Here is a 24,472-nt window from a genome sequence, read left to right as displayed (position 1 = left end):
CCTCACCATGAGGGCTACTGCGAGCGCGGTATTCCGGGAGACCTCATGGTGAGGTGCGAGTTCTTCACGAGCCTCGAACCACGAGGTCGGGTACTCAATAGTCAAGCCGCCGTCCTCCCCAATTGCCCGGTCCGCGCCATCAGCCACCGTTCCAGCGCCGACAGCGCGTCATAGATCAGCACCGCCAGCACGCCGACGATCAGCCCGCCCTGCAGCACAAACGCCGTATTGCTCGACAGCAGCCCGGCGATGATCACCTCGCCCAGCGTCCGCGCCGCCACGGTCGACCCAATGGTCGCGGTGGCCAGCGAAATCACCACCGAGAGCCGTATCCCGGCCAGGATCACAGGCAAAGCCAGCGGCAGTTCCACCTTGAGCAGTCGCTGCCATCCCGTCATGCCCACGCCCTTGGCGGCGTCAGTCACCGCCGGCGGCAGGTTGGTCAGTCCGGTCAGCGTGTTCTCGAAAATCGGCAGCAGCCCATAGAGGAACAGGGCCACCAAAGTCGGCGCCGTGCCGAAGCCCAGCATGGGCACGGCCAGCGCCAGCACCGCCACCGGCGGAAAGGTCTGCCCGATATTGGCGAGCGAGCGCGACAGCGGCAGGAATTCGGCGCCAAACGGCCGCGTCACGATAATGGCCAGCCCCACCGCGATGACAGTGGACGCCACCGTCGCCGCCAGCACGATGGCCAGATGGTTCAGCGTGATATCGAGCAGATTGCCCTGGTTGTAGATCGCCGGCTGGTTGTTCTTGGTGAATAGCCCGAAAAAGCCCGAGAACAGCTCCGGCCGCACCAGCAACAAGACCAGCACGACCAGCGCCGCCAGTCTGATGACATTGCCAATCTTCATTGCGGCCTCGCCGCCAGCCGCGACAGCGCGGCCAGCGTCACCTGCCCGACAATCTGCCCATCCCGCCGCACCGGCAAAGCCGGCCGGCCCGACCACAGCAATTCGGCATAGGCGTCACGCAGCGAAGCACCGGCCTCGATCGGCTCACCCGCCCCCTCGCCCGCCTCGATATGATCGGCTACTTTCGCCAGCGACAGCAGCCGGAACGGTCGTTCGCTGGTGCCGATCAGCTCGGCCACAAACGGCGTCGCCGGATTGGCGATGATCTCTGCGGGCCTGGCGCATTGCAGCAGCTTGCCCTTGTCCATCACGGCGATGGTGTCGCCGAGATGGATCGCCTCTTCCATGTCATGCGTCACCAGCACGACGGTCGTGCCCATCTTGCGCTGGATGGACAGCAGGTCCTCCTGCGCCTTGGCGCGGATGACAGGGTCGAGCGCGCCATAGGGCTCGTCCATCAGCAGGATGTTGGGTGAAGCCGCCAGCGCCCGCGCCACGCCGACGCGCTGCTGCTGGCCGCCGGAAAGCTCATGCGGCAGCCGGTCACGGAATTCGCCGGGGTCGAGTTGGAACAGGCTCAGCAGTTCATCGACCCGCTCGGCGATCTTCTTCCTGTCCCAGCCAAGCAGCTTGGGCACCGTCGCCACATTCTGCCCCACACTGCGATGCGGAAACAGGCCATGCCCCTGGATGGCATAGCCAATCCGCCGCCGCAGCTCATAAGCCGGAATGCCTGATATATCCTCGCCATCGATGCGAATATGGCCCGATGTCGGCTCCACCAGCTTGTTGATCATCCGCAGCAAAGTGGTCTTGCCCGAGCCCGACGTGCCGACGATGACGCAGATGGAGCGCGGCTCGATGGTCAGGGTCACATGGTCCACCACGACCGTGCCGGAATAGCTCTTGGTGATGTCGTCGATCTCGATCATGCGCTGCGCCCCCCGCGCGATGTCATTTCCACCGCGGCGTCCAGCACCACGGCGGCGGCGAAAGCCAAGGCCACCGTCGGCACCGCGCCGAGCAGCACCAGGTCCATGGCCGTCTGCCCGATCCCCTGGAACACGAAGACGCCGAAGCCGCCGCCGCCGATCAGCGCGGCAATGGTGGCCAGCCCGATATTCTGCACCAGCACGATGCGGATGCCGGTGAGGATGACCGGAAAGGCGAGTGGCAGCTCCACGCCGGTCATGCGCTGCGTGCCGGTCATGCCCATGCCCTTGGCGGCATCTACGGCAGATGGAGACACGCTGAGCAGCCCAACCACCGTGTTGGACACAATGGGCAGCAGCGAATAGGCGAACAGGGCCACCATGGCCGGCGCTACGCCAATGCCGGAAATGCCGATGGCCGACGCGCCGGGCACATTGGCCGCCACCCAGGCCAGCGGCGCGATGAGCAGGCCGAACAGGGCAATCGACGGAATGGTCTGGACGATATTGAGCACATTGAGCACGCCGGCCCGCAGCGGCTTGACCTTGTAGCAGAGGATGCCCACGGGAATGCCGACCACGGTCGCAATGGCCACCGAGCCAAAGGCCAGCGCCAGATGCGTCCGCGCCTCGGCCCAGAAAGCCGCCGCGCGATTGGCATATTCCTTGAGAATGGAGAGGTCGTTCCACGCCCCGCTCCACAACAGGGCGGCCGCGGCAATCGCCACCACCAGCAGGATGCCGATCCGCACCAGCGGCTTGAGTTTCAGCCGCGTCAGCGCGTCGGTCACCAGCAGCGCAAAGGCAAACACCAGCAGCCAGAAACCGGCCCCCGGCGACACGCGGGCAAAGGTGTCCCCCTCCGGCGTCAGGTATGTCGCCGACCAGCCGATGAAAACGAACAGCAAGCCCAGCACGACAAAGCCGGTCACCAGCTTGGCGATAGCGGGAAAGCGCAGCAAAGCCACGGCGAAACCCACCAGCAGCACACCGATAAGAAAGCCCGACGGAAAACTCGGCAGTGCATCGAGCAGGCTCCGCGCCTCGCCCGGCACGATGCGATTGGCGCGAAACAGCGCAAAGGGCAAAGCCGCCCCCGCCGCCGCGATGAGCGCAATCAGCACGCCCAGCTTGTCGAGCGCCAGCCAGGCTGGTCGGGATGTGATGGTTGTGGTGTCGGCGATGCTCATGCTGGCTCCGGGCTTCGCGTTTGCGGAGGCTCACCCCCACCCTTGATCCCTCCCCACAAGGGGGAGGGAGACGATGGGGCGACGCGCAATGGGCACAATGTCCTCAAGCGCGCCGGACAGGCTTCCCTCCCCCTTGTGGGGAGGGGAGGGGGTGGGGGTATGGAGCCCCCCACCCCATTCACCTACTCCAGAAACCCACCCTGGGTCAGATAGTCCGTCGCCACGGCAGCCGCGGCTTCGCCACCCACCTGCACCCGGCCATTGAGTTCCTGCAGCACTTCCAGCGTCAGACCTTCAAACACCGGCTTCAGCAGTTCCTCGATCTGCGGATATTCCGCCAGCACTTCCTCGCGGATGATGGGCGCGGGCTGGTAGACCGGCTGCACGCCCTTGTCGTCCTCGAGCACCTTGAGGCCTGAAGGCGCGATACCGCCATCGGTGCCATAGACCATGGCGGCGTTGACGCCGTTGGTCTGCTGGGCCGCCGCGGCAATCGTCGCGGCCGTATCGCCACCACTGAGGGTCACGAGCTGGTCGGGCGAGAGCGTGAAGCCATAGACTTCCTGGAACTTGGGCAAAGCCGCCGGCGAGTTCACGAACTCGGCCGAAGCCGCGAGCTTCACCTCGCCACCACCGGCAACCCAGGCGCCGAATTCGCTGAACGTATTGAGGCTGTTGGCCTCGGCCACGTCGTTGCGGATAGCGACGGCCCAGGTATTGTTGGCCGGCGACGGGGTCAGCCAGACGATCTTGTTGGCCTCGAAGTCCAGCTTGGCCGCTTCGGCATAGGCCGATTCAGCATTGTTCCACAGCGGGTCATCGGCCTTCTCGAAGAAGAAGGCGGCATTGCCGGTATATTCCGGATAGATGTCGATTTCGCCCGCGGTGATGGCTTCGCGCACGATGGGCGTGCCGCCCAGCTGGATGCGGTCCTCGACCGGAATGTCGTTGGATTCAAGCACCTGTTTGATGATGTTGCCGAGAACACCACCCTCGGTGTCGATCTTGGAGGAGACGACCACCTGAGCGTTCGCAGCGGTCATCGAAATGGCGAGCGCAGCAACGGCGGTCAGCAGCGTGGAAGTGAGGCGCATTGGTTTCTCCGTTTTCTCCGGGCTCCAAACCCGGCTGTCCCTGTCTGGCATGATCTGGTCGGAAAACCGGTAGTCCCTTTTCCGGATCATGCCCCTAACGTAACCCTTTGGCGAAATTGGGCGAGGCTCCAGATGCTAGGCAACCGGGCCTAGCGCGAAAAACTCGTCCAACTCCATAATCGTTGAATGGGAAATTAGTTCGTTCATCAGGCCATCGGAGGCGAGAGCCTGTTCGACAGCTTCCACTTCCGCCGATAGCGGGCGGTCCTGCCAGTATGTGTCAGCATGGCGCCGCACCAGCGCATAGATGATGCCGGGCACATTGCCGGGGGCATCGCCCGATATGTCCATGGCCTGCGCCGCGAGGATCCCCTCAAGCGCCGCCAGGCGCCGCAAAGCCAGCACCTGGCGCTCCAGCCGCTCCACCACCAGCGGCAGGAAAGCCGCCTCGTCCTCGATGCCCCCGGCCACCACCATGGACATGGGCGAGATGGCATTGGTCATGGTCAGCACGCGGGCAAACAGCTCCCCGGCCAGCTTGATGATCGGTCCGAAGCCGGTGGCAATCGCCCCTGGCGGCACGAGATTGACCGGCAGTCCCCGCCGCCCGCCATTGCCCAGCAGCACGCAGCGATTGAACGAATTGCGCGCGATATGGGCCAGCCCCAGTTGCGCCGTCTGCAAAAACACCGTGACATCGAGCGGCAGCGAACCGCCCGAGGTCAGTACCTGCCCGCCGGCAACCACGGGATTGTCGTCGGTCCGCCCGGTCGCCGCCAGCAATATCTTGCCCGCCGCCACCAGCGTCTCGAAACCGGTGGCGAACACCTGGCTCATCATGCGCAGGCTCAGCGGATCCTGGATATGCGTCGCGTCGGGCCAGTCCCAGCCCATGGCGTTGAAATAGAGCCAGGCGCCGACGCCGGCTTCGCGCTCGGTGCCCACATGGGCCACCGCCTTCCACGGATCGCGCGAGGCGCCCAGCGCTCCGGCCGTGGTCAGCCCCGTCGCCAGCATGACGCGCACCGTGCCGGCCGCCTCGCGGATGGCATTGGCGGCGGCGGCATAGCCCACCGCATTGGTCGAAATCGAGGCCAGGCTATCGCGCGGCGCCAGCCGGAAGGGCTTCAGCCCCGCTGCGGCCAATGCATCGCCGGCCGGCAGGCGGCGGCTGTCGAACATGGCTTCGCCGGCCCCGGTCAACACGGCGCCAATCTGCCCCATCAGCCCGATATCGGCGCAGCCGATCGAGCCGGTGCGCCGCACCACCGGCACCACATCGGCCGACAGCAGCGACAGATAGGCCTCCACCAGGTCCGTGGTGCAGCCCACCCGCCCGGTCAGCGCCATATTGACCCTGATGGCCATGGCCACGCGCACGGTCTCGCTGGAAAAGGCCTCGCCGGTGCCGAAATGGTGCGCCCGCACCAGCCCCATATTGAAGGCGTCGAGCTGGTCGTCCGTCCACTCCACATCCTTCATGGCGCCCACGCCGGTGGTCGAGCCATAGACCGGCTGGTGGTTGGCAATGGTCTGTTCCACCACCTTGCGCGCCTCGGCCACCCGGCGCATCGCGCCCTCGTCGGCGGCCAGCGGCACGCGCCGCGAGCCGATCCGCACCATGTCGGCAAAGCTCAGCGGCTTGCCGTCGAGGGTAATGGGCGCTGCATGCAAGGTGGGAGCCTGTTGGTTCATGCCCTCACGCTATTGGATAGATTTGAAACATGGGATATCCCAAATACTGAACAGGCTATGCGGTTTTTCTGTGCATCCATCCGGCCTGCTGCAATGGTGGGCAATGGATACGGCTAGCCTCATCGCCATGCATAGCGTGCTGCACACCCGCAGCATCCGCGCCACTGCCCGCGCCCTGGGCCGCCCCGCCTCTACCATTGCCGCATCTATAGCGCGGTTCGAGGCGGAAGTCTCGGTTCGGCTGGTCGAACGCGCCGGGTCCGGGCTCGTCGTCAGCCTCGAAGCGATCAGGCTCGAACCCGATATCGCGGCGGCGGCCGATCTGGCCCGCAGCATTTCGCCCCGCCACGCCACCAAGCTCGAAGCGCTCAGCCGCTTCATCCAGGTGGCCAGTCAGGGCAGCATCCGCCGCGCCGCCCGCAGCCTCAATCTCGGCCAGCCCCAGCTCACCCGCCAGATCGCCCAGCTCGAAGCCGCCCTGGGCGCGCCCCTGCTGCAACGCGGCAGTGGCGGCTCCATCGTCACATCAGAGGGCGCCCGCATCGCCGCCGCGGCCGAACGCCTGCTCGCCGCCTGGCATCGCCTCTCCCGCGCTTCGGAAGACCGTTTCCGCAAGAGCGCCGCCACGGCCCGGCTCGGCTCGGTGATTCCTCTAGGCTATGAAAGCGAGATCGCGCGTCTCCTCGCCAATCTGACCGCCCGCTGGCTGGCCGAGCGCCCGCGCGCGCCGCTCTTCCTCAGCTCCACCACCGCCGAGGATCTCATGGCCGGCCTCAAGTCGGGCCTGTTCGACGTCGCCTTTCTCGATACCGAGCACCTGCCGGCCGATCTCGATGGCGAGGTGGTCGGCCGCACACCTCTGGCGGTGGTCGGCGTGCCCGAGGGCCGCGACGGCATTGCCGATGCCCTGCTCGCTGCGCCGCTGGCTGTGCCCAGCGCCCGCAGCGGCCTGCGCCAGCGCATCAATACCATTCTCGACGATCATCTCGGCGAGGCCGAACGCAGCGCTATCCGGCTGATCGAGATCGACTCAATCCCGGTCATCCTCAATCTGGTCCTGCATCACGGCTTCGTCTCGGTCCTGCCACAAGCCTCGGTCGCCCGCATCCGCGGTGACCTGCGGCAACTGCCGCTCGGGCCGCGCTACGACATGAATTTCTGGCTCTGCTGGCCGAGGGGCAGCGGCGAAGCGCTGGGCCGAAGCCTGATTGCCGCGATGGAGCGCTGAGCCCTGCGACATAACTGCCCTATCGGCCCGGTCTGGCCGAATGTCGCATTGCCGACCGGCCGGCTTTGCGCGCTGATTGGCGATACCAGATTCAGGACTATCCGTGACCGAAGCTCTTATCGACCATCCCTATCGCCGCGCGATCATGGATGAAGTCCATGCCAGGCCGGTGGAAATCGTGGACGGGCCGGCGCGCATCCGCCGCCTGATCTTCGTCATGCCGTCCGAAGCCGGCGCCATGACCCGGGTGTTCGAGAACTTCACCGCGTTCTGCGCTGCGGCCGGCGTCGCCGTGCCGTCCGACCGCCAGCACAGTTTCGATATCGGCAGCCGCCACATCACCTGGGAATTCCATACCGAATTCGTCACCGTCACCTGGCGCAGCGCCCTGACCGACAAGACCAATTTCCCCGATGGCATCGGCATCGATATCCTGGCGGACAGCTTCCTTATCGGCGCCGTGCGCATCGACGTCACCGGCGACGACACGCTGCCCGAACGCCTCTTGGCCGGATTTTCGCAGGCCAGCCTGTGCCTGACCAATATCGACAATGGCACCGCCCAGGTGATGACCGATTTCGTGCCCGATGCGGACAAGTTCATCCGCTACGAATTCGCCGGGGGCCAGCTCAGCGCCCTGCGCCGCTCCATCCTGACGAGGCGCCTGCTGGAGGTGGAAACCTACCGCATCATGGCCCTGCTCGGCCTACCCTTGGCCCGCGAGCTGTCGCCGGCTCTGCGCGCCGCCGAAATCGAATTGGGGGAACTGGTCGAATCCCTCTCCGATGCCGAGAGCCTCGAAGCGGTCAAAGCCGCCCTGGCGACCCTCCATGCCCTATCGGTCCGCTCCGGGCAGTTTTCCGAGCGGCTGGGCTATCGCTTCGCGGCGAGCCATGCCTATGGCGACATCCTGCGCGCCCGGCTCGCCGGCCTGCGCGAGACGCCCACCGGGCTGGGCTCCAGCCTCAGCCACGGCGTCGGCAACCGCGTCGATCCGGGCCTGGCCACCTGCTCGGCCATGGAAAAGCGCCTCAACGTGCTGGCCCAGAAGATCGAGCGCGCCACCGCCATGCTCAATGTCCGCATCAGCCTCGACATGCAGGTGCAGAATTCGACCGTACTCGACACGATCGCCCAGACGGCGGTCAGCCAGTTCCGCCTGCAGCGCACGGTCGAGGGCCTCTCGACCATCGCCATCAGCTATTACCTGCTGGGCATACTGAGCTATTTCCTCGCCGGCCCGCTTGAGGAACTGCACCTGCCCAAGACGCTGACCCTGTCCGCCGCGGTACCCTTCGTGCTGCTCGGCGTGTGGCTGATGGTGCGCTACATCCGCAACGCGCATTTCCCTACCAAGAGCTGAACCGTCACTTCATCCAGAACATCGGCACGAGGTCCGTGGAGACCGGCTCGTTCTTCGCGTTGGTCGCCATCACATCGGCCATATGCGCCCACCAGCGCTGCATGACCTCGGTGTTGGGCAGATCGTCCATCGTGTGGTCCTTGCGCCGCCACAGCACGCCGAACAGAATGCCCGTCTCTTCGTCCAGATGGATCGAATAGTCCTTCACCCCCGCTTCATGCAGCAGGTCCACCAGTTCGGGGAAAATCGCGTCATGGCGCTTGCGATATTCTTCCGCCATGCCGGGATTGAGCTGCATCTTGAAGGCGTGTTTCTCGTAGCCGCCATCCTCGATCATGCCCTTTGCCTCCACATGCGGAACAGGATCGGCAGCGCGATCACCACGATCAGCAGCGAGCCGGTGAAAATGGTCATCACGATCCCCGGCACATTGAGCAGCCCCAGCCCGAACGTCACCAGCCCGACGATCAGGGCCGCCAGCACCACGCCGAGAATGGACCCTGCCCCGCCCAGGATCGACACCCCGCCCAGCACCACCATGGTAATGGCCTCCAGTTCGAACCCCTCGGCAATCGACGGCCGCGTCGACCCCAACCGCGCCGTCAGCAGCACGGCGGCCATGCCGCTCATCAGCCCGGTCAGGCAGAACAGGATGAACTTGATCCGCTCCACCCGCACCCCGGAAAACCGCGCCGCCACATCGTTATTCCCGATAGCGAAGATGCGCCGCCCGAAATTAGTGCGGTGCAGCAGCACCCAATAGATCACGGCGCAGACCAGAAACAGCACCAGCTCGAACGAGATCACCCACCAGACATAACCCTGCCCGAACCAGGAAAAGCTCTTGGGATAGCCCTTGAAGCTCTGGTCCCCCAGGATGATGAAGGCAATGCCGCGAAACAGGCTCATCGTGCCGATAGTCACCACGATGGATGGCAGCTTCAGCCCCGTCACCAGGAACCCGTTGAACGCCCCGCAGGCAATACCCACGCCTACGCCCACCGCCACCAGCACCGGCGTATCCGCCCCATATTGCAGCGCCAACCCCATCATTGTGGACGCCAGCGCGATGATCGCCGCCACCGACAGGTCGATCTCCCCCGAAATGATCAGCAGCGCCATGGCCAGCGCGATCAGTGCCTTCTCGGTGAAGTTGAAGGTGAGATCGGAGAGGCTCCAGGCATTGAGGAAATAGGGCGAAGCGAAGGAATTGAGAATGAAAATCCCCAATGCCACCAGCACAAGCAGGCTCTCCCAGCTCAGGACGGCCGATTTTAGCGGCTTGTCGAGCCGGTCGGGGAGACTGCGGTGGAGGGAGGTGTCGGTCATGACGTAATATCTTCCGACCCACCGGCCAGGCTTCCCTCCCCCTTGTGGGGAGGGAATGAGGGTGGGGGTTGGTTGAGCGCTGAAAGAATTGTTGTCAGGACGCCATCGAGATTGCCCATGACGTCGCCATTGCCGATGCGAATGACGCGATAGCCCTGCGAAGCAATGAATCGGTCGCGGTGGGCATCATGGCTCACCGCCGCGTCAGTCCCATGCGTATCGCCATCGACCTCAACCACCAGCCGGCGCGCATGGCAGGCGAAGTCGGCATAATACCGCCCCAGGGGAACCTGCCGGCGAAAATGAAAGCCAAGTGGGCGTAGTTCGCGCAATGCGTTCCAGAGCCTAGCTTCCGGCGCCGGCATCCGCTTGCGCAATTCCCTTGCCCGCTCAATGCCCAAACCACCCCCCACCCTTGATCCCTCCCCACAAGGGGGAGGGAGACGCAGGCTGCGCCTTCTCTGCCTCACTGAAGCACAGGATTTGCTCTGAACAAAGAGAGCCGGTGAGCAGGCTTCCCTCCCCCCTTGTGGGGAGGGAATGAGGGTGGGGGTATGGCGCCATCGTCAGCATCACACCCCCTCCGCCGTCTTCAAAATCACCCGCCCCCTGCGCCGCTCGCCGCGCGCATTGAGCACCACGGCCAGCAAAATCGCTGTGCCCGAAATCGCCATCTGCCAGAACGGGGAAATATTGATCACCGGCAGCGCATTGTTGATGACGCCGAGGAAGATCGCCCCCAGCAGCACGCCCGCCACGCTGCCGATGCCCCCGGCAATCGACACGCCCCCGATCACGCAGGCCGCGATGATGGTCAGCTCATACCCGCCGGCCACTTCCACCGAGGCGATCACATAGCGCGAGATCCACAGATACCCGCACAGTCCCGCCACCGCCCCGGCGATGACGAAAGCATAGAACTTGGTCTTGCCCACATCGATGCCGGTATAGACCGAGGCCGTCGGGTTGACGCCGACCGCATAGAGCGCCCGCCCCAGCGGCGTCCGCGTCATCAGCACCCAGAACAGCGCGGCCACCACGATGGCAAACCAGCTCAGCAGCGGCAGGCCGAGCAACACCGCGCGTTGCAGCCCGATGAAGTCAGGGCTCATCTGCGCCGCATTGACCCAGGCACCACCCGAAATCACGAAGACCAGCCCGCGAAAAATGGTCAGCGTGCCCAAGGTCACCACGATGGGCGGAATATCGAGCTTCCACACCAGAATGCCATTGAACGCCCCAAGCGCCGCGCCAACCACCACGCAGCCCGCAATCAGCAGCGGGATCGGTATGCCCGGAAAAGCCGCATTGGTCATGGCGACCACCATGCCCGTCAGTGCCAGGTTCGACGCCATGGACAGGTCGATCGACCGCGTCAGGATGACAGCCATCTGCCCCAGAGCCAGCATCATCAGGATGGATGTGTCATTGAAAATGGTCAGCAGGTTCCCCGGCTGGGCAAAGCGCGGGAAGCGCGCCGTCACCAGGACAAGCACGAGCAAAATAGCAAGAAACAGGAAGATTTCCCGATGCTTCAGCAGCCGGTTCATGCCGCATGCTCCTCGGCAATACCCGCCGCCAGCCGCACCAGCGTTTCCGGCTTGAGCTCGGCATTCTCGAGCGTATCGACCACCCTGCCCTCGCGCATCACCACGATGCGGTCGCTCATGCCTAGCACTTCGGGCAATTCGGACGAGACCATGATCACGCTCAGCCCCTGCGCCACCAGTTCCCCCATGAATTCATGCACGGCGGCCTTGGACCCGATATCGATGCCCTTGGTCGGCTCATCGAGAATGATCACTTTTGGTAGTGTTGCCAGCCACTTGGCGATCACCACCTTCTGCTGATTGCCGCCCGACAGGGTCGACACGTTCTGGCTCAGCGACGAGGCGCGCAGGTCCAGCCGCTCGGTATAGGTCCGCGCCAGCGCGAATTCCTCGGCCATGCGCAAAAAGCCGGATTTGCTGGTCTTGCCCAGCGAGGGCAGCGACACATTCTTGAAAATCGGCTCGCCGGTAATCACCCCCTGCTTGCCCCGTTCCTCGGGCACATAGACGATGCCGGCCTCCACCGCATCGGCCGGCGATTTCGGCGCAATCGCCGCGCCCTCCAGCGTCAGGGTACCAGCGGAGGTCGGCGTCAGCCCAAACACCGCCTGCATCACTTCCGAGCGGCCTGCGCCGACAAGCCCATAAAAACCCAATATCTCGCCCTTGCGCACTGCAAAGGACACGTCATCGAACTCGGTCGGATGGCTCAGCCCCCTGGCCTCCAGCACTACCGCCCCGATAGCGGCCTGCCGTGCCGGGAAAATCTGCTCCACCGAGCGGCCCACCATCAGCCGCACGATCTCGCTCTGGCTGGTCTCCCGGATCAGCCCCTTACCCACCTGCTCGCCATCGCGGAACACGGTGTAGCGGTCGGCAATGCGGTAGATCTCATCGAATTTGTGGGAGATGAACAGGATCGCCTTGCCATCCTGCTTGAGCAGGTCGATGAGCACGTAAAGCTCCTCGATTTCCTTCTGGCTCAGCGCCGCGGTCGGCTCGTCCATGATCACGACCTGCGCGTCGATGCTCAGCGCCCGCGCCACCGCCACCAGATGCTTCTTGGCGATGCCCAATTCCTTGAGCTTGATGCCGGCATCGATGCCAGCCGCCATGGAATCCAGCGTTTCCTGCGCCTCGGCGCGCATCTTGCGCCAGTCGATCAGCCCCAGAAGCGTGCGCGGCGCATGGCCCAGATAGATATTCTCGGCCACCGTCAGCTCGTCGAACAGCACCGTTTCCTGATGGATGGCGGTAATCCCCACCGCCGAAGCAGAATGCGCCGTCGGCAGGCTCACCACCTGCCCGGCCACCGAAATTTCCCCGGCGTCAGGCTGGTAAATCCCGGTCATCACCTTGACCAGGGTCGACTTGCCCGCCCCGTTCTCCCCGATCAGCGCCGTCACCTCGCCGGCATAAAGCTCCAGCGCCACATCATGCAGCGCCCGCACACCGGGAAAGCTCTTGGATATGCCTGATAGCGTGAGGATGGGGTCGGTCATTGGATGTCTCGTGGGGGAATTACCCCCTCCCTAGCTGCGCTACGGGCCTATCGGCCCTATCTCCGCTACCCTCCCCTCAAGGGGGAGGGTGAGGTCAGGGGCTGCGGCACAGCCCTGCCAGGTACGCGGGCTTCACCCTCCCCTTGAGGGGAGGGTAGCGCAGCTTGGCCGCAGGCCATAGCGTAGCTAGGGAGGGGTAGACCCGGCGCCGAAGCGCCGGGTCAGAATCAGATCAATAGATCTTCGAAAACTCTTCGATATTGCTAGCATCGAAGGTAAACGGAGGCGCCATGGCGCCCGCATTGGTGTCATCCAGCGTCAGCTCGCCCATGCGGCCCATCGAGAGCGATGCGCCGGGCGCGGCTTCCCCGCCTTCGACCAGGTCATTGGCCAGCATCACGGCCGCATAGCCCAGGTCGATCGGGTTCCATAGGGCCACGGCCTGCGAAGCACCATTGTCGATGAACTGCTTGAACTCGCTCGGCAGGGCCAGGCCGGTCACGTTGACCTTGCCGATCAGGCCCTGGTCGGTCACCACCTGAGCGGCGGCAACGACGCCGACCGTGGTCGGGGCAATGATGGCCTTGAGATCGGGATAGGAGGCGATCAGGCCCTTGGCCTCTTCGGTGGACTTCACCGAGTCATCGTCGCCATAGACCACCGAGACGAGATTGATATTGGGGAACTTTTCCGGAATGGCGGCCTTGGCGGCCTCGATCCAGGCATTCTGGTTGGTCGCTGTCGACGCAGCCGAGAGAATGGCCACGTCGCCGCCCTCGGGCAGGTAGTCGGCGGCCAGCTTGATGATGGTTTCGCCGATCAGCCCGATATCGGACGGGTTGAGGTGAAGCTGGCGACCTTCGGGCGCCACGCCCGAATCCCAGGAAATCACCTTGATGCCGCGTTCCATGGCGCGCTGCAGAGCCGGCACCAGCGCGTCGGGGTCATTGGCCGAAATGGCAATGGCGTCGACCTGCTGGGCGATCAGCGCATTGACCACTTCGATCTGGGCTTCGGCCGTGGCGGCGGTCGGACCGGTATAGATCACTTCCACGTCGCCGAGTTCGGCGGCAGCTTCCTGGGCGCCCTTGTTGGCAGCGTCGAAGAAGCCGTTGCCGAGCGACTTCACCACCAGCGCGATGCGCGTCTGGGCATAGGCGGGCGCGGCGAGCAGAACTGCGACGGCTGTCGTTGCAGCCAGTATCTTCAAGAGTTTCATGCGAAAATCCCTCCCTGGGATGGTTTGGTCTTAAGCCTTGTCGCTCAGGCCACCGTTGCTTGCCGGTCGCTCTGAGCCGTCATGTCCGCCACGATGAGCCGCACGCCTGCCGTTTCCAGCATTTGGCGGTCTTCGTCGCGGATGCCGCTGTCCGATATGACAGTGGCAATTCGGTCGAGCCCGCACAGGATCAGGCTCGATCTCCCCGAAAACTTCGATGAATCCGCCAGCACGATCAGCTCATCCGCCTGCCCGATCAGGGCCAGTTCGGACTGCACGACCATCGGGTCGGCTTCCATCAGCCCATGGGCGCCGATGCCCTGGCAGCCGATGAACATGCGCTTGGCGTAGAAATGGCTCGCCACCACGCCGCCAAAGGGCGACAGGATGACATTCTGCTCGCGATAGATCGTGCCGCCGGGAATGACGACCGAATTGCGCGAATTGTGGATCAGGAATTCGGCAATGCCGAAGCTGTTGGTGAAGACACTCAGCCGCTTGCCCGTCAGGTGATGCACCATCTGGTAGGTCGTGGTGCCGCCATTGATGATGACTGGCTCGCCGTCATTGCACATCTCGGCCGCCATGCGGGCGATGGCCCGCTTCTGCGCAATGTTGAGCGTTTCATTCACCGAGAAGGGCCGGCCCATCAGCCCGCCCTGCGCCGGCGGGGTCAGCGCCTCGGCGCCGCCGCGCACCCGCCGCAACTGGCCCTGCACATGCAAAGCCGCGATATCCCGGCGGATCGTCGCTTCCGACGAGCCGGTGACTTCGCAGAGGTCGGCGACGGTCGCGACGGGCCGCGACTGCACGGCGGCCAATATGACGCGATGACGTTCGGTTTCGTGCAAATGACTTCTCCCTGCCTCATTTGCTTCCATCAATTCCGGTCAGTGTCAATCACCAAAACGCCACGAACGATCATATCGGCTGGCTCATGATCATTTCTGATCGTTTCTGATTGACAGCTTGCATGCGCTATGGCCATGTCCGGGCGAAATATGAATTCCGTTGGACCGCTGATCTCGCCCAGAACTCGATTGTCACCCCGGCCTTGAGCCGGGGCCCATCCTGAGATCTCAAGATGGATCCCGGCTCCAGGCCGGGATGACACGGTGGGTGGGCGGCATTGGCGACCAACTGCCGAAACACGATATCTGGAGGAGTCTCATGTCCACATCAGCGCCCAAGCGCCTCGCGAACCTCTGGGACGACGCCAAGGCGGCCGCCATGAGCGAGCCAGAGCGGCTCGTCTATCGCTCCAACCTGCTCGGCTCGGACAAGCGCGTCACCAATTACGGCGGCGGCAACACCTCCTCCAAGATCATGCAGAAGGACCCGCTGACCGGCCAGGAGGTCGAAGTGCTCTGGGTCAAGGGTTCGGGCGGCGACAGCGCTTCCATAAAGCTCGATGGCTTCTCGACCCTCTACATGGACAAGCTGCGCGCCCTGAAGGGTCTCTATCGCGGCGTCGAATTCGAGGACGAGATGGTGGGCTACCTGCCCCATGCCACCTTCAACCTCAACCCGCGCGCCGCCTCCATCGATACCCCGCTGCATGCCTATGTGAACCGCCCCTTCGTCGATCACATGCATCCCGACGCCATCATCGCCATCGCCGCCTCGAAGAACAGCAAGGAACTGACGCAGCAAATCTTCGGCGACACGATCGGCTGGCTGCCCTGGAAAAAGCCGGGATTCGAGCTGGGCCTGTGGCTGGGCAAGTTCTGCGAGGAAAACCCCAATGCCAAGGGCCTGATCCTCGAGGTCCCATGGCCTCTTCACCTGGGGCGACACGCCCAAGGAATGCTACGAAACCACTATCGGCATCATCAACCAGGCCATCGAATGGTTCGAGCAGCAGACTGAGGGCAAGACCATTTTCGGCGGCGAAGCCGTCCAGTCCCTGCCATCCGACCAACGCCGCGCCATCGCCGCGCGCCTGATGCCGCGCATTCGCGGCTTCATCTCGGAAGACAGCCACAAGCTGGGCCATTTCGACGACAGCGCCGCCGTGCTGGAATTCGTCAATTCCAACAATCTTCGGCCTCTTGCTGCGTTGGGAACCTCGTGCCCCGACCATTTCCTGCGCACCAAGATCCGCCCGCTGGTCATCGACTTCGATCCCGCCAACCCTGACGTGGACGCCGTCATCTCCGGTCTCGCCGACCAGATCGCCGCCTACCGCGTCGACTACCAGGCCTATTACGACCGCTGTAAACACGACAATTCCCCTGCCGTGCGCGACCCCAATGCCGTCGTCTATCTCATGCCCGGCGTCGGCATGTTCACCTTCGCCAAGGACAAGGCCACGGCCCGCATTTCCGGCGAGTTCTACGTCAACGCCATCAACGTGATGCGCGGCGCCTCGACCGTGTCCACCTATGTCGGCCTGCCCGAGCAGGAAGCCTTCGACATCGAATACTGGCTGCTCGAAGAGGCCAAGCTGCAGCGCATGCCCAAGCCGAAATCCCTCGCCGGCCAGATTGCGCTGGTCACCGGCGGTGCCGGCGGCATCGGCAAGGCCACCGCCGTCCGCCTGCTGCGCGAAGGCGCCTGCGTCGTTCTCGCCGATATCGATGAGACCGCCCTGGCCGCGGCCAATGCCGAACTGAGCCAGGCTTTCGGAGCCGACTTCGTCCGCCCGGTCAATATCAACGTGACCAGCGAAACCGCCGTCATCGCCGGCTTCGCCCATGCCGTAGTCGAGTTCGGCGGCCTCGACATCCTCGTGTCAAACGCCGGCCTCGCCTCCTCCGCGCCCATTGAGGACACGACGCTGGAACTCTGGAACAAGAATATGGACATCCTGTCCACCGGCTATTTCCTCGTCTCCCGCGAAGCCTTCCGCCTGTTCCGCCAGCAGAAGATCGGCGGCAATGTCGTCTTCGTCGCTTCCAAGAATGGCCTCGCCGCCTCACCCAATGCCGCCGCCTATTGCACCGCCAAGGCCGCCGAAATCCATCTCGCCCGGTGCCTCGCCCTCGAAGGCGCCGAAGCGCAGATCCGCGTCAACGTCGTCAATCCCGACGCTGTGTTGCGCGGCTCCAAGATCTGGGCCGGTGAATGGCTCGAGCAGCGCGCCTCGACCTACAAGACCGACAAGGATGGCTTGGAGGAAATGTATCGCCAGCGCTCCATGCTCAAGCGCTCGGTCTTCCCAGAGGACATTGCCGAAGCCATCTATTTCTTCGCCTCGGACGCCTCGGCCAAATCCACCGGCAACATCATTAACGTCGACGCGGGCAACGCGCAGTCGTTTACGCGGTAAGTTCAGTGCCTAACCCACCCCCACCCTCATTCCCTCCCCACAAGGGGGAGGGATGCGCAGGAACCGCTAGCACCAAGCTGGCAGTCGACCTCCCTCCCCCTTGTGGGGAGGGTCGGGGTGGGGGTGGGAGCCACGATCTCGGGAGGAGCCTCACCAATGACCGAAACAATCATCGACAAATCCACCATCGAAGCCGAAAACGCCAAGCGCGTGGCTGACCTCAACGTCGACTACGACACCCTCGGCGAACGTCTCGACCGCCGCGGCGTCGATATCGATGCCATCAAGGCGCGCGTTGCCGCCTTCTCCGTCGCCGTCCCCTCCTGGGGCGTCGGCACCGGCGGCACCCGTTTTGCCCGCTTCCCAGGCAAGGGCGAGCCGCGCGACATTTTCGACAAGATCGAGGATTGCGCCGTCATCGCCCAGCTCACCCAGGCCACCCGCACCGTCTCCCTGCATATCCCGTGGGACAAGGCCGATCCGAACCGCCTGAAGCAGGCCGCCAGCCGCTTCAACCTCGGCTTCGACGCCATGAATTCCAACACCTTCGCCGACGCAGCCGGCCAGCTCCAGAGCTACAAGTTCGGCTCGCTCTCGGCCGCCGACGCCGCCACGCGCAATCAGGCCATCGAGCATAATCTGGAATGTATCGAGATCGGCCAGACCATCGGCTCAAAAGCCCTCACGGTCTGGATCGGCGACGGCTCCAACTTCCCCGGCCAGGTCAATTTCACCCGCCAGTTCGAACATTATCTCGACTCGATGAAATCCATCTATGCCGCCCTGCCCGATGACTGGCGCATCTATACCGAACACAAGATGTACGAGCCGGCCTTCTACTCCACCGTCGTGCAGGATTGGGGCACCAATTACCTCATCGCCAAGGAGCTGGGCGACAAGGCCTATTGCCTGGTCGATCTCGGCCACCACGCGCCCAACGTCAATATCGAGATGATCGTCGCCCGCCTCGCCCAGTTCGGCAAGCTCGGCGGTTTCCACTTCAACGACAGCAAATATGGCGACGACGATCTCGACGCCGGCTCGATCGATCCGTTCCGCCTGTTCCTCGTTTTCAACGAGCTGGTGGATGCCGAGAGTCGCGATAAGGATTTCCACCCCGCCCACATGCTCGACCAGTCGCACAATGTCACCGACCCCATCGAGTCCCTGATGCTATCGGCCGCCGATGTACAGCGCGCCTATGCCCAGGCCCTGTTGGTCGACCGCACCGAGCTCAAGGCCGCGCAGCAGGACAATGACGCCCTCGCCGCCACCCAGGCCTTGCGCCTGGCCTATCGCACCGATGTCGAACCCATCCTGGCCACCGCCCGCATGGAACAGGGCGGCGCCATCGATCCCCTGGCCACCTACCGCGCCTCCGGCTACCGCGCCAAGGTCGCCGAAGTCCGCCCCGAGGTCGCGGCCGGGTCGAGCGGCATCGTCTAGGAATTTCCGACGCACCTCCCCGCGCTGGAAATAAAGAGGCCCGGTGAGCAATCACCGGGCCTTTCGTTTTGTTTGATCGCAACACCCGCAGTCGTCACCCCTCGCCCCTTGCGGAGAGGGGGCTAATTTCTTCGTCCAGAAGAAATTAGCGGGTGAGGGTGCTGCGCTCGCCCATGCTTCAATGCCCGTGGGACCAACCCCTCATCCGCCCTTCGGGCACCTTCTCCCGCAAGGGGAGAAGGGAAACACAACCGCCACCGCTCAACGCTAACAGTCCGCTAACATTAGCGGCCCTCTGCTAACGCTATTTCATCGTCGGAAACTGGAACTCCGCGCCATCCTTGATGCCGCTCGGCCAGCGCGTCGTCACCGTCTTCACCTTGGTCCAGAACTGCATGGAATCCGTGCCATACTGGTTCAAATCCCCGAACGAACTCGCCTTCCAGCCGCCAAAGCTGTGATAGGCGACCGGCACCGGAACCGGCACGTTCACCCCCACCATGCCGACATTGACCCGCGAGGCGAAATCACGCGCCGCATCGCCGTCGCGGGTGAAGATGGCCACGCCGTTGCCGTATGGATTTTTCGACGGCAACTCAAGGGCTTCCTCATAGTTCTTCGCGCGCACCACCGACAGCACCGGCCCGAAGATTTCTTCCCTGTAGATGTCCATATCCGTCGTCACATGGTCGAACAGGCACGGCCCGACAAAGAAGCCATTCTCATAGCCCTGCAGAGAGAAATCCCGCCCATCGACCACCAGCGTGGCGCCCTGCTCCACGCCTTTATCCACCAGCCCGAGCACACGGCTCTTGGCCGCCGCGGTGATCAGCGGTCCCATTTCCGAAGCCCGATCCGTCGCCGGTCCCACCTTGAGCTTTTCGATGCGCGGACGCAAAGCCGCGATAATCTTGTCGGCCGTCGCATCGCCCACCGGCACGGCCACCGAGACCGCCATGCAGCGCTCGCCCGCCGCGCCATAGCCCGAGCCCATCAGCGCATCGGCAGCCTTGTCCATATCGGCATCGGGCATGATGATCATGTGGTTCTTGGCGCCACCAAAGGCCTGAACCCGCTTACCATTTGCCGCTGCCGTGGCGTAGACATAGCGCGCGATCGGGGTCGAGCCGACAAAGCTCACCGCCGAGATCGCCTCGTGCTGCAATATGCCGTCCACCGTCTCCTTGCCGCCCTGCACCACATTGAGCACACCCTTGGGCAGCCCGGCCTCAATGGCCAGTTGCGCCAGACGCACCGGCACGGAGGGGTCGCGTTCCGAGGGCTTGAGGATGAACGCATTGCCTGAAGCGATGGCCGGCGACAGCATCCAGAGCGGGATCATGGCCGGGAAGTTGAACGGGGTTATCCCCGCGCCAATGCCCACGGGCTGGCGCATGGAATACATATCTATCCCCGGCCCGGCGCCCTCGGTGTAAGCTCCCTTCAGCAGATGGGGGCGCCGGCCACGAATTCGGCCACTTCCAACCCGCGCAACACGTCACCCTTGGCATCATCGAAGGTCTTGCCATGCTCGGCACTCAGCAGTTCGGCCAGTTCATCCATGTGCTGGTTGAGCAAAGCCACATAGTTGAAGAACACTCTTGCGCGTCTTTGGGGATTGGTCGCCGCCCATGCTGGCTGCGCCGCGGCCGCCGAAGCGACAGCCGCATCGAGATCGGCCGTGCTCGCCAGTGCCACGCGCGCCTGCACCTCGCCGGTGGCGGGGTTGAACACATCCTGAAACTGCGTGCTGGAACCGGTCGTTTCGACGCCGTCGATAAAATGGCCAATGGTGCGCATGAGGCTCTCCTTGTTGGGATATCCTCATCGCGCTATAAATTGTGATGTTCAACACGATAGATTTCGTATCTGTTGTGCGAAAATTATAGCCGTATAATCCCTCCCAACCTCCCCCTGGAGCCGCGCGGTGGTCGGGCAATATCGTGCCACAAGCTCGATCTGTTCCTCCCCCTATCAGGGGAGGCCAGGAGGGGGTAATCCCCTAAAACCCAAGAGATTCCAATGAACTGGGACGACGTCCGCATTTTCCTCGCCGTAGCCCGCAGCGGCCAGATTCTCGGCGCCGCCCGCAGCCTGAACCTCAACCACGCCACTGTCGCCCGGCGCCTCACCGCACTCGAAACCGCCCTGGGCAGCACGCTGTTCACCCGCCGCACCAATGGCTCCGACCTGTCACCCAGCGGCGAGCGCTTCCTCGTCCATGCCGAGGCCATGGAAAGCGCCATGCTGGCGGCCAGCGAATCCGCCGGCGCCGATAGTCGCATCGACGGCACGGTCCGGGTCGGGGCCCCTGATGGCTTCGGCGTCGCCTTCCTCGCCCCGCGCCTGGGCGAACTCACCGAGCGCCACAAGGGCTTGCGCGTGGAACTGGTCCCCGTCCCCCGCGCCTTCTCGCTCTCCCGCCGCGAGGCCGATATTGCCGTCACCCTCGAGCGCCCACGCGAAGGCCGGCTGGTCGCCCGCAAGCTCACCGACTATCGCCTCGGCCTCTATGCGTCCCAGCCCTATCTCGACCGCAACGGCACCCCCCGCGAGCCTCCCTGATCTCGCCGCCCACCGCCTCGTCGGCTATGTCGAAGACCTGCTCTATGCGGCTTCGCTCGACTACACCGCCGAATTCCTCAAGGGCTGGCATTCCTCGCTGGCCGTGTCGTCAGCCATGGGCCAGACCGAGGCGGTGCGCGCCGGCGCCGGCATCGGCATTCTCCACGCCTTCATGGCCGGCCGCGACACCGGCCTCGTGCCCGTCCTGCCCGCCCACATGCTGACCCGCAGCTACTGGACCGTCATGCATGAAGACCTGCGCAGCATCAGCCGCGTGGCGCTGGTGGCCGATTTCCTGGCCGAGATCGTGGCGCGGGACAAGGCGATATTCTAGGCCCGCAGCGACTCCGTGGCCGGCACGATCCAGTCGCGAAAGGCCTTGATCTTGGGCGAGTTGCGTCGCGCTTCGGGATAGACGAAATAATAGCCGTGGCCGTCCCAGCCCAGAATGTCGAAGGGCTGCACCAGCCGGCCGCTGGCCACTTCGTCGCCATAAAAGGCCGGCGTCACCATGGCCATGCCACGCCCGGCAATGGCCGCCGCGACCTCCAGCGTCTGCGACCCGAGCCGGCTGAAAGGCCGGCTGGGCCGCAGGGGCATGGCGACGCCGGCCAGTTCCAGCCAGGCACAGAGCCAGGGATCGTCAGGCGTGATCTGCGGCACGCGCAGCAGGTCGGCCGGTTCGCGGACCTGGTATTCCTCCACCAGGCGCGGGCTCAGCATCGGCGCGAATTCCGCCTTGAGCAGCAGATGCCCGGCCAGTCCGGGCGATAGCTTGGTGGCCGCCCTGATGCCGGCATCGAATTCCTCGCCGGAAAAATCCACCAGATGCGCCGAACTCTCGACCCGCACCGCGATGTCAGGGTTGGCCAGTTGGAACAGGCCGATATTGGCGGCCAGCCAGTGGCTGGCAAAGGTCGGCACCGAGCTCAGGCTCAGCAGCCCCTCCACCCGCCCGCGTGAGGCGGCGAAGGCGTCGCGCAGGGTCTCGAAGGCCGTGTTCACATCGGGCGCCAGCCGCGCGCCGGTCTCGCTCAGCGCGATCTGCCGCGGCTTGCGCAGGAACAGCGGCGCCCCCACGCGCTCCTCCAATATCTTGATCTGATAACTCACCGCCGCCTGCGTCATGCCCAGCTCATCAGCGGCTTTGGTAAAGCTCAGATGTCGCGCCACAGCCTCGAAGGCGCGAATGGCGGCCAGCGGCGGCAGACTGGACATGGATCAAATCTCCTTATGCCTCATTATCGAGCTTTAGTTGGAATTTTGGCCTGTTGCCAGCCATTTTAGCGGCATGGAACACAAAGCAGAAGGCAGCCCCATAAGGCTGTTTATAGCCATGAACGCCATTGCCAGACCGCTGATTGCCGCCTTCCACCTGCCCCGCTGGAGCATGCCGCGCCTTTTCGGCACCGCCCATCGTCGCCGCCAGACCACGATCGACCTGATCCATGCCTCGCCACATCTGCTGCGCGATATCGGGGTCAGCGAGGGGCATGACGGCAAACGGCAGCGGTAACCCGCACCACGTCATTCCCGCGAAAGCGGGAATCCATCTGCCTCTGTGAAGCATGGATTCCCGCTTTCGCGGGAACGACGCCGTGCTAGGTTTCGGGTCAACCTCACGCTGCAGAATCGGCATGTCCAAGACCACGCCCGCCACGCTCGCCCTCACCAAAGCCGGCATCGCCTTTGCCACCGCCACCTATGACTACGACCCCGATGCCGACCGGGTCGGGTTGCAGGCGGCCGAGGCGATGGGGGTTTCGCCGTCCATCGTGCTCAAGACGCTGATGGCCGAGGTCGATGGCAAGCCGGTCTGCGTCGTCGTGCCCTCCGACGAGGAGGTGAACATGAAAAAGCTCGCCGCGGCCTTCGGCGGCAAGTCGGCCCATATGATGAAACCAGCAGATGCCGAGCGGCTGACCGGCTACAAGGTTGGCGGCATCAGCCCGTTCGGCCAGAAAAAGCCGATACCGACCGCCGTCGAGGAACTGGCGACGCTGGAAGACGAAATCTTCCTCAATGGCGGCCAGCGGGGCCTGCAGATCCGCATGAAGCCGGACGACCTGGTTGCGGCTTTGGGCGGCAAGGCGGCCGACCTCATCCGCTGATCCCCCCTGTTCGGGGATAGCGCCCACCCCCACAGGTCCTAAGGTCCCTCCATCCTTGGAGGGACATTTTCATGAACAAGCTTCTTGCCGCCGGCCTGTCGGCCGCGATGGCCGCAATGCTGGCCGGCTGCAGCGTAACCGGCGGCGACCTGATCCGGCCCGGCGAACCGACAGCTACCCTCATCATCGTCAACGGCAGCTATGGCTATCTCGACGCCATCGTCATTTCCGACTGCAACAACTTCACCTACGGCTTCAACCGCCTGTCCGACAGCGACTCGATCCCGCCCGGCGGTGCCCGCAGCTTCACCCTCTCAGCCGGCTGCTGGGATGTCGGCGGCGGCGAATTCGGCGGTGGCGAGGCTTACGAGCGCATGACCCTGAGCGCCGGCAGCGTGACGCGCTTCACCATCACGGATTGAGACCCGGAAGCATCTCCCCCACCAGCCGTCACGTCAGGGCCTGACCCGAGGGTGACGATCTGTGTTGGGGAAGGTATCAGGAACCGAATCCCAAACAGACAAAAGGCGCCCGATTGGACGCCTTCATCTCAAGTCTTGGATCGGCCTGGACCGGTATTAGCGGGCCAGTGCGCCGCGAGCGATGTTCTTGATGTCGCCCTTGGTGATGCCGAGGTCGTTCAGCTGACGCTGATCGAGGGCGCTGAGTTCGCGCATGGTGCGCTGATACTGAGCAAACTGTGCGATTTTCTGGCGGATGTTCATTTTCGGTTCCCCTTCGTTTTGATGACCAATATCTATAGTCGTCTGGTCGTGATTAGAAGATGGACTCTTTGCACATCCGTTATGCACTACGTGCACGTTAAAGAGGCAAACCGTTTAGGCACGCTTCAGCCAGCAAGACGCCAACATCGGCCACCTCATACCACAACACCCTGATTTCAATAGGAAAAACGGAAAAGGTCGCCACTGCGGCGACCTTAACCGATTTTTGACCATCCGGTCATCGCCATGCGCCAAACGGGTGCCAGTCCTAGCGCCGACCCGGTTCCGCCTCCTCGGCGACGCGCCGGTCCTCGCGCAGTTCGAACCACATGGCGTTGAGAATGGCGAAGGAACAGGCCAGCCCCAGGCCGAGAATCCAAGAAAAATACCACATAGGC

The 24,472-nt window shown here is 63.9% G+C and carries 21 protein-coding genes and 3 pseudogenes; 8 read left to right on the top strand and 16 right to left on the bottom strand.

Features of this window, described 5'->3' with window-relative positions; translation table 11 throughout:
* Window positions 1–101: 101 nt before the first annotated feature.
* The 5 genes from FPZ08_RS01790 to FPZ08_RS01770 all read right to left on the bottom strand — a co-directional run bounded on the left by FPZ08_RS01790 (window position 102) and on the right by FPZ08_RS01770 (window position 5,765).
* A complete protein-coding gene (locus FPZ08_RS01790) occupies window positions 102–854 on the bottom strand; it encodes an ABC transporter permease (protein ID WP_146288399.1) in 753 nt (250 codons plus the stop codon).
* The gene (locus FPZ08_RS01785; protein WP_146288398.1) at window positions 851–1,786 is read right to left on the bottom strand and encodes an ABC transporter ATP-binding protein; all 936 of its coding nucleotides are present in this window, start codon (window positions 1,784–1,786) and stop codon (window positions 851–853) included. Before FPZ08_RS01785 ends, FPZ08_RS01790 begins: the two co-directional genes overlap by 4 nt.
* Window positions 1,783–2,976: an ABC transporter permease gene (locus FPZ08_RS01780; protein WP_146288397.1), complete on the bottom strand. Its 1,194-nt coding sequence runs from the start codon at window positions 2,974–2,976 to the stop codon at window positions 1,783–1,785. Before FPZ08_RS01780 ends, FPZ08_RS01785 begins: the two co-directional genes overlap by 4 nt.
* Before the next feature lie 182 nt (window positions 2,977–3,158).
* Window positions 3,159–4,070 carry a glycine betaine ABC transporter substrate-binding protein OsmF gene (osmF, locus tag FPZ08_RS01775; protein WP_146288396.1) on the bottom strand — a complete coding sequence of 304 codons (912 nt, stop codon included), beginning with the start codon at window positions 4,068–4,070 and terminating at the stop codon, window positions 3,159–3,161.
* Between the two features lie 135 nt (window positions 4,071–4,205).
* Window positions 4,206–5,765, bottom strand: a complete 1,560-nt coding sequence (locus tag FPZ08_RS01770; protein ID WP_146288395.1) for an aromatic amino acid lyase — start codon at window positions 5,763–5,765, stop codon at window positions 4,206–4,208.
* Between the two features lie 103 nt (window positions 5,766–5,868).
* Here FPZ08_RS01770 and FPZ08_RS01765 point away from each other — a divergent pair, with 103 nt between their 5' ends.
* Together FPZ08_RS01765 and FPZ08_RS01760 are read left to right on the top strand one after the other, a co-directional pair.
* Window positions 5,869–6,993 carry a LysR family transcriptional regulator gene (locus FPZ08_RS01765; RefSeq protein WP_186767163.1) on the top strand — a complete coding sequence of 375 codons (1,125 nt, stop codon included), beginning with the start codon at window positions 5,869–5,871 and terminating at the stop codon, window positions 6,991–6,993.
* A 103-nt stretch (window positions 6,994–7,096) separates the two neighbouring features.
* Window positions 7,097–8,356, top strand: coding sequence for a DUF3422 domain-containing protein (locus FPZ08_RS01760; protein ID WP_146288393.1), 1,260 nt, complete (start codon window positions 7,097–7,099; stop codon window positions 8,354–8,356).
* 4 nt (window positions 8,357–8,360) lie between these two features.
* On the opposite strand, the gene rhaM is transcribed toward FPZ08_RS01760, so the two are convergent.
* The 7 genes from rhaM to FPZ08_RS01725 form a co-directional block, all read right to left on the bottom strand.
* Window positions 8,361–8,693 carry an L-rhamnose mutarotase gene (rhaM, locus tag FPZ08_RS01755; protein WP_146288392.1) on the bottom strand — a complete coding sequence of 111 codons (333 nt, stop codon included), beginning with the start codon at window positions 8,691–8,693 and terminating at the stop codon, window positions 8,361–8,363.
* Window positions 8,690–9,685, bottom strand: coding sequence for an ABC transporter permease (locus FPZ08_RS01750; protein WP_146288391.1), 996 nt, complete (start codon window positions 9,683–9,685; stop codon window positions 8,690–8,692). Before FPZ08_RS01750 ends, rhaM begins: the two co-directional genes overlap by 4 nt.
* Window positions 9,682–10,086: an endonuclease domain-containing protein gene (locus tag FPZ08_RS01745; RefSeq protein ID WP_246132774.1), complete on the bottom strand. Its 405-nt coding sequence runs from the start codon at window positions 10,084–10,086 to the stop codon at window positions 9,682–9,684. The genes FPZ08_RS01750 and FPZ08_RS01745 overlap by 4 nt, the downstream gene beginning before the upstream one ends.
* Window positions 10,087–10,257: 171 nt before the next feature.
* Complete coding sequence (locus tag FPZ08_RS01740) at window positions 10,258–11,235, bottom strand: ABC transporter permease (RefSeq protein WP_146288390.1); 978 nt, start codon at window positions 11,233–11,235, stop codon at window positions 10,258–10,260.
* Window positions 11,232–12,737, bottom strand: coding sequence for a sugar ABC transporter ATP-binding protein (locus FPZ08_RS01735; protein ID WP_146288389.1), 1,506 nt, complete (start codon window positions 12,735–12,737; stop codon window positions 11,232–11,234). The genes FPZ08_RS01740 and FPZ08_RS01735 overlap by 4 nt, the downstream gene beginning before the upstream one ends.
* Before the next feature lie 232 nt (window positions 12,738–12,969).
* Window positions 12,970–13,956 (bottom strand): rhamnose ABC transporter substrate-binding protein, encoded by a 987-nt coding sequence (rhaS, locus tag FPZ08_RS01730; protein ID WP_146288388.1) that lies wholly within the window; start codon window positions 13,954–13,956, stop codon window positions 12,970–12,972.
* Between the two features lie 44 nt (window positions 13,957–14,000).
* Entirely contained in the window at window positions 14,001–14,807 is an 807-nt protein-coding gene (locus FPZ08_RS01725; protein WP_146288387.1) for a DeoR/GlpR family DNA-binding transcription regulator, read from the bottom strand.
* Between the two features lie 319 nt (window positions 14,808–15,126).
* On the opposite strand from FPZ08_RS01725, the pseudogene FPZ08_RS01720 reads away from it, so the two are divergent.
* Window positions 15,127–17,227: pseudogene (locus tag FPZ08_RS01720) on the top strand (bifunctional rhamnulose-1-phosphate aldolase/short-chain dehydrogenase).
* Window positions 17,228–17,383: 156 nt separating this feature from the next.
* Window positions 17,384–18,673 carry an L-rhamnose catabolism isomerase gene (gene rhaI, locus FPZ08_RS01715; protein ID WP_146288386.1) on the top strand — a complete coding sequence of 430 codons (1,290 nt, stop codon included), beginning with the start codon at window positions 17,384–17,386 and terminating at the stop codon, window positions 18,671–18,673.
* A 304-nt stretch (window positions 18,674–18,977) separates the two neighbouring features.
* On the opposite strand, the pseudogene FPZ08_RS01710 reads toward rhaI, so the two are convergent.
* A pseudogene (locus FPZ08_RS01710) lies at window positions 18,978–20,473 on the bottom strand (CoA-acylating methylmalonate-semialdehyde dehydrogenase).
* A 222-nt stretch (window positions 20,474–20,695) separates the two neighbouring features.
* Here FPZ08_RS01710 and FPZ08_RS01705 point away from each other — a divergent pair.
* Window positions 20,696–21,572, top strand: a pseudogene (locus FPZ08_RS01705) (LysR family transcriptional regulator).
* Here FPZ08_RS01705 and FPZ08_RS01700 read toward each other — a convergent pair.
* The gene (locus FPZ08_RS01700) at window positions 21,569–22,456 is read right to left on the bottom strand and encodes a LysR substrate-binding domain-containing protein (RefSeq protein WP_146288385.1); all 888 of its coding nucleotides are present in this window, start codon (window positions 22,454–22,456) and stop codon (window positions 21,569–21,571) included. The pseudogene FPZ08_RS01705 and the gene FPZ08_RS01700 overlap by 4 nt on opposite strands.
* A gap of 118 nt (window positions 22,457–22,574) precedes the next feature.
* On the opposite strand from FPZ08_RS01700, the gene FPZ08_RS01695 reads away from it, so the two are divergent.
* The 3 genes from FPZ08_RS01695 (at window position 22,575) to FPZ08_RS01685 (ending at window position 23,771) form a co-directional block, all read left to right on the top strand.
* Complete coding sequence (locus FPZ08_RS01695; protein WP_146288384.1) at window positions 22,575–22,754, top strand: hypothetical protein; 180 nt, start codon at window positions 22,575–22,577, stop codon at window positions 22,752–22,754.
* A 121-nt stretch (window positions 22,755–22,875) separates the two neighbouring features.
* A complete protein-coding gene (gene ybaK / locus FPZ08_RS01690) occupies window positions 22,876–23,349 on the top strand; it encodes a Cys-tRNA(Pro) deacylase (RefSeq protein WP_146288383.1) in 474 nt (157 codons plus the stop codon).
* Between the two features lie 71 nt (window positions 23,350–23,420).
* The gene (locus FPZ08_RS01685; protein ID WP_146288382.1) at window positions 23,421–23,771 is read left to right on the top strand and encodes a hypothetical protein; all 351 of its coding nucleotides are present in this window, start codon (window positions 23,421–23,423) and stop codon (window positions 23,769–23,771) included.
* Between the two features lie 156 nt (window positions 23,772–23,927).
* On the opposite strand, the gene FPZ08_RS01680 is transcribed toward FPZ08_RS01685, so the two are convergent.
* On the bottom strand, window positions 23,928–24,074 hold the full coding sequence (locus tag FPZ08_RS01680) for a DUF1127 domain-containing protein (RefSeq protein ID WP_082554951.1): 147 nt from the start codon (window positions 24,072–24,074) through the stop codon (window positions 23,928–23,930).
* Window positions 24,075–24,342: 268 nt separating this feature from the next.
* Window positions 24,343–24,468 carry a cytochrome bd-I oxidase subunit CydX gene (gene cydX, locus FPZ08_RS01675; RefSeq protein WP_146288381.1) on the bottom strand — a complete coding sequence of 42 codons (126 nt, stop codon included), beginning with the start codon at window positions 24,466–24,468 and terminating at the stop codon, window positions 24,343–24,345.
* Window positions 24,469–24,472 lie beyond the last annotated feature (4 nt).

Source organism: Devosia ginsengisoli, assembly GCF_007859655.1.
GTDB lineage: Bacteria > Pseudomonadota > Alphaproteobacteria > Rhizobiales > Devosiaceae > Devosia > Devosia ginsengisoli.
The sequence above is the reverse complement of the archived record's forward strand: the minus strand, read 5'-3'. Positions and strand labels throughout refer to the sequence as shown.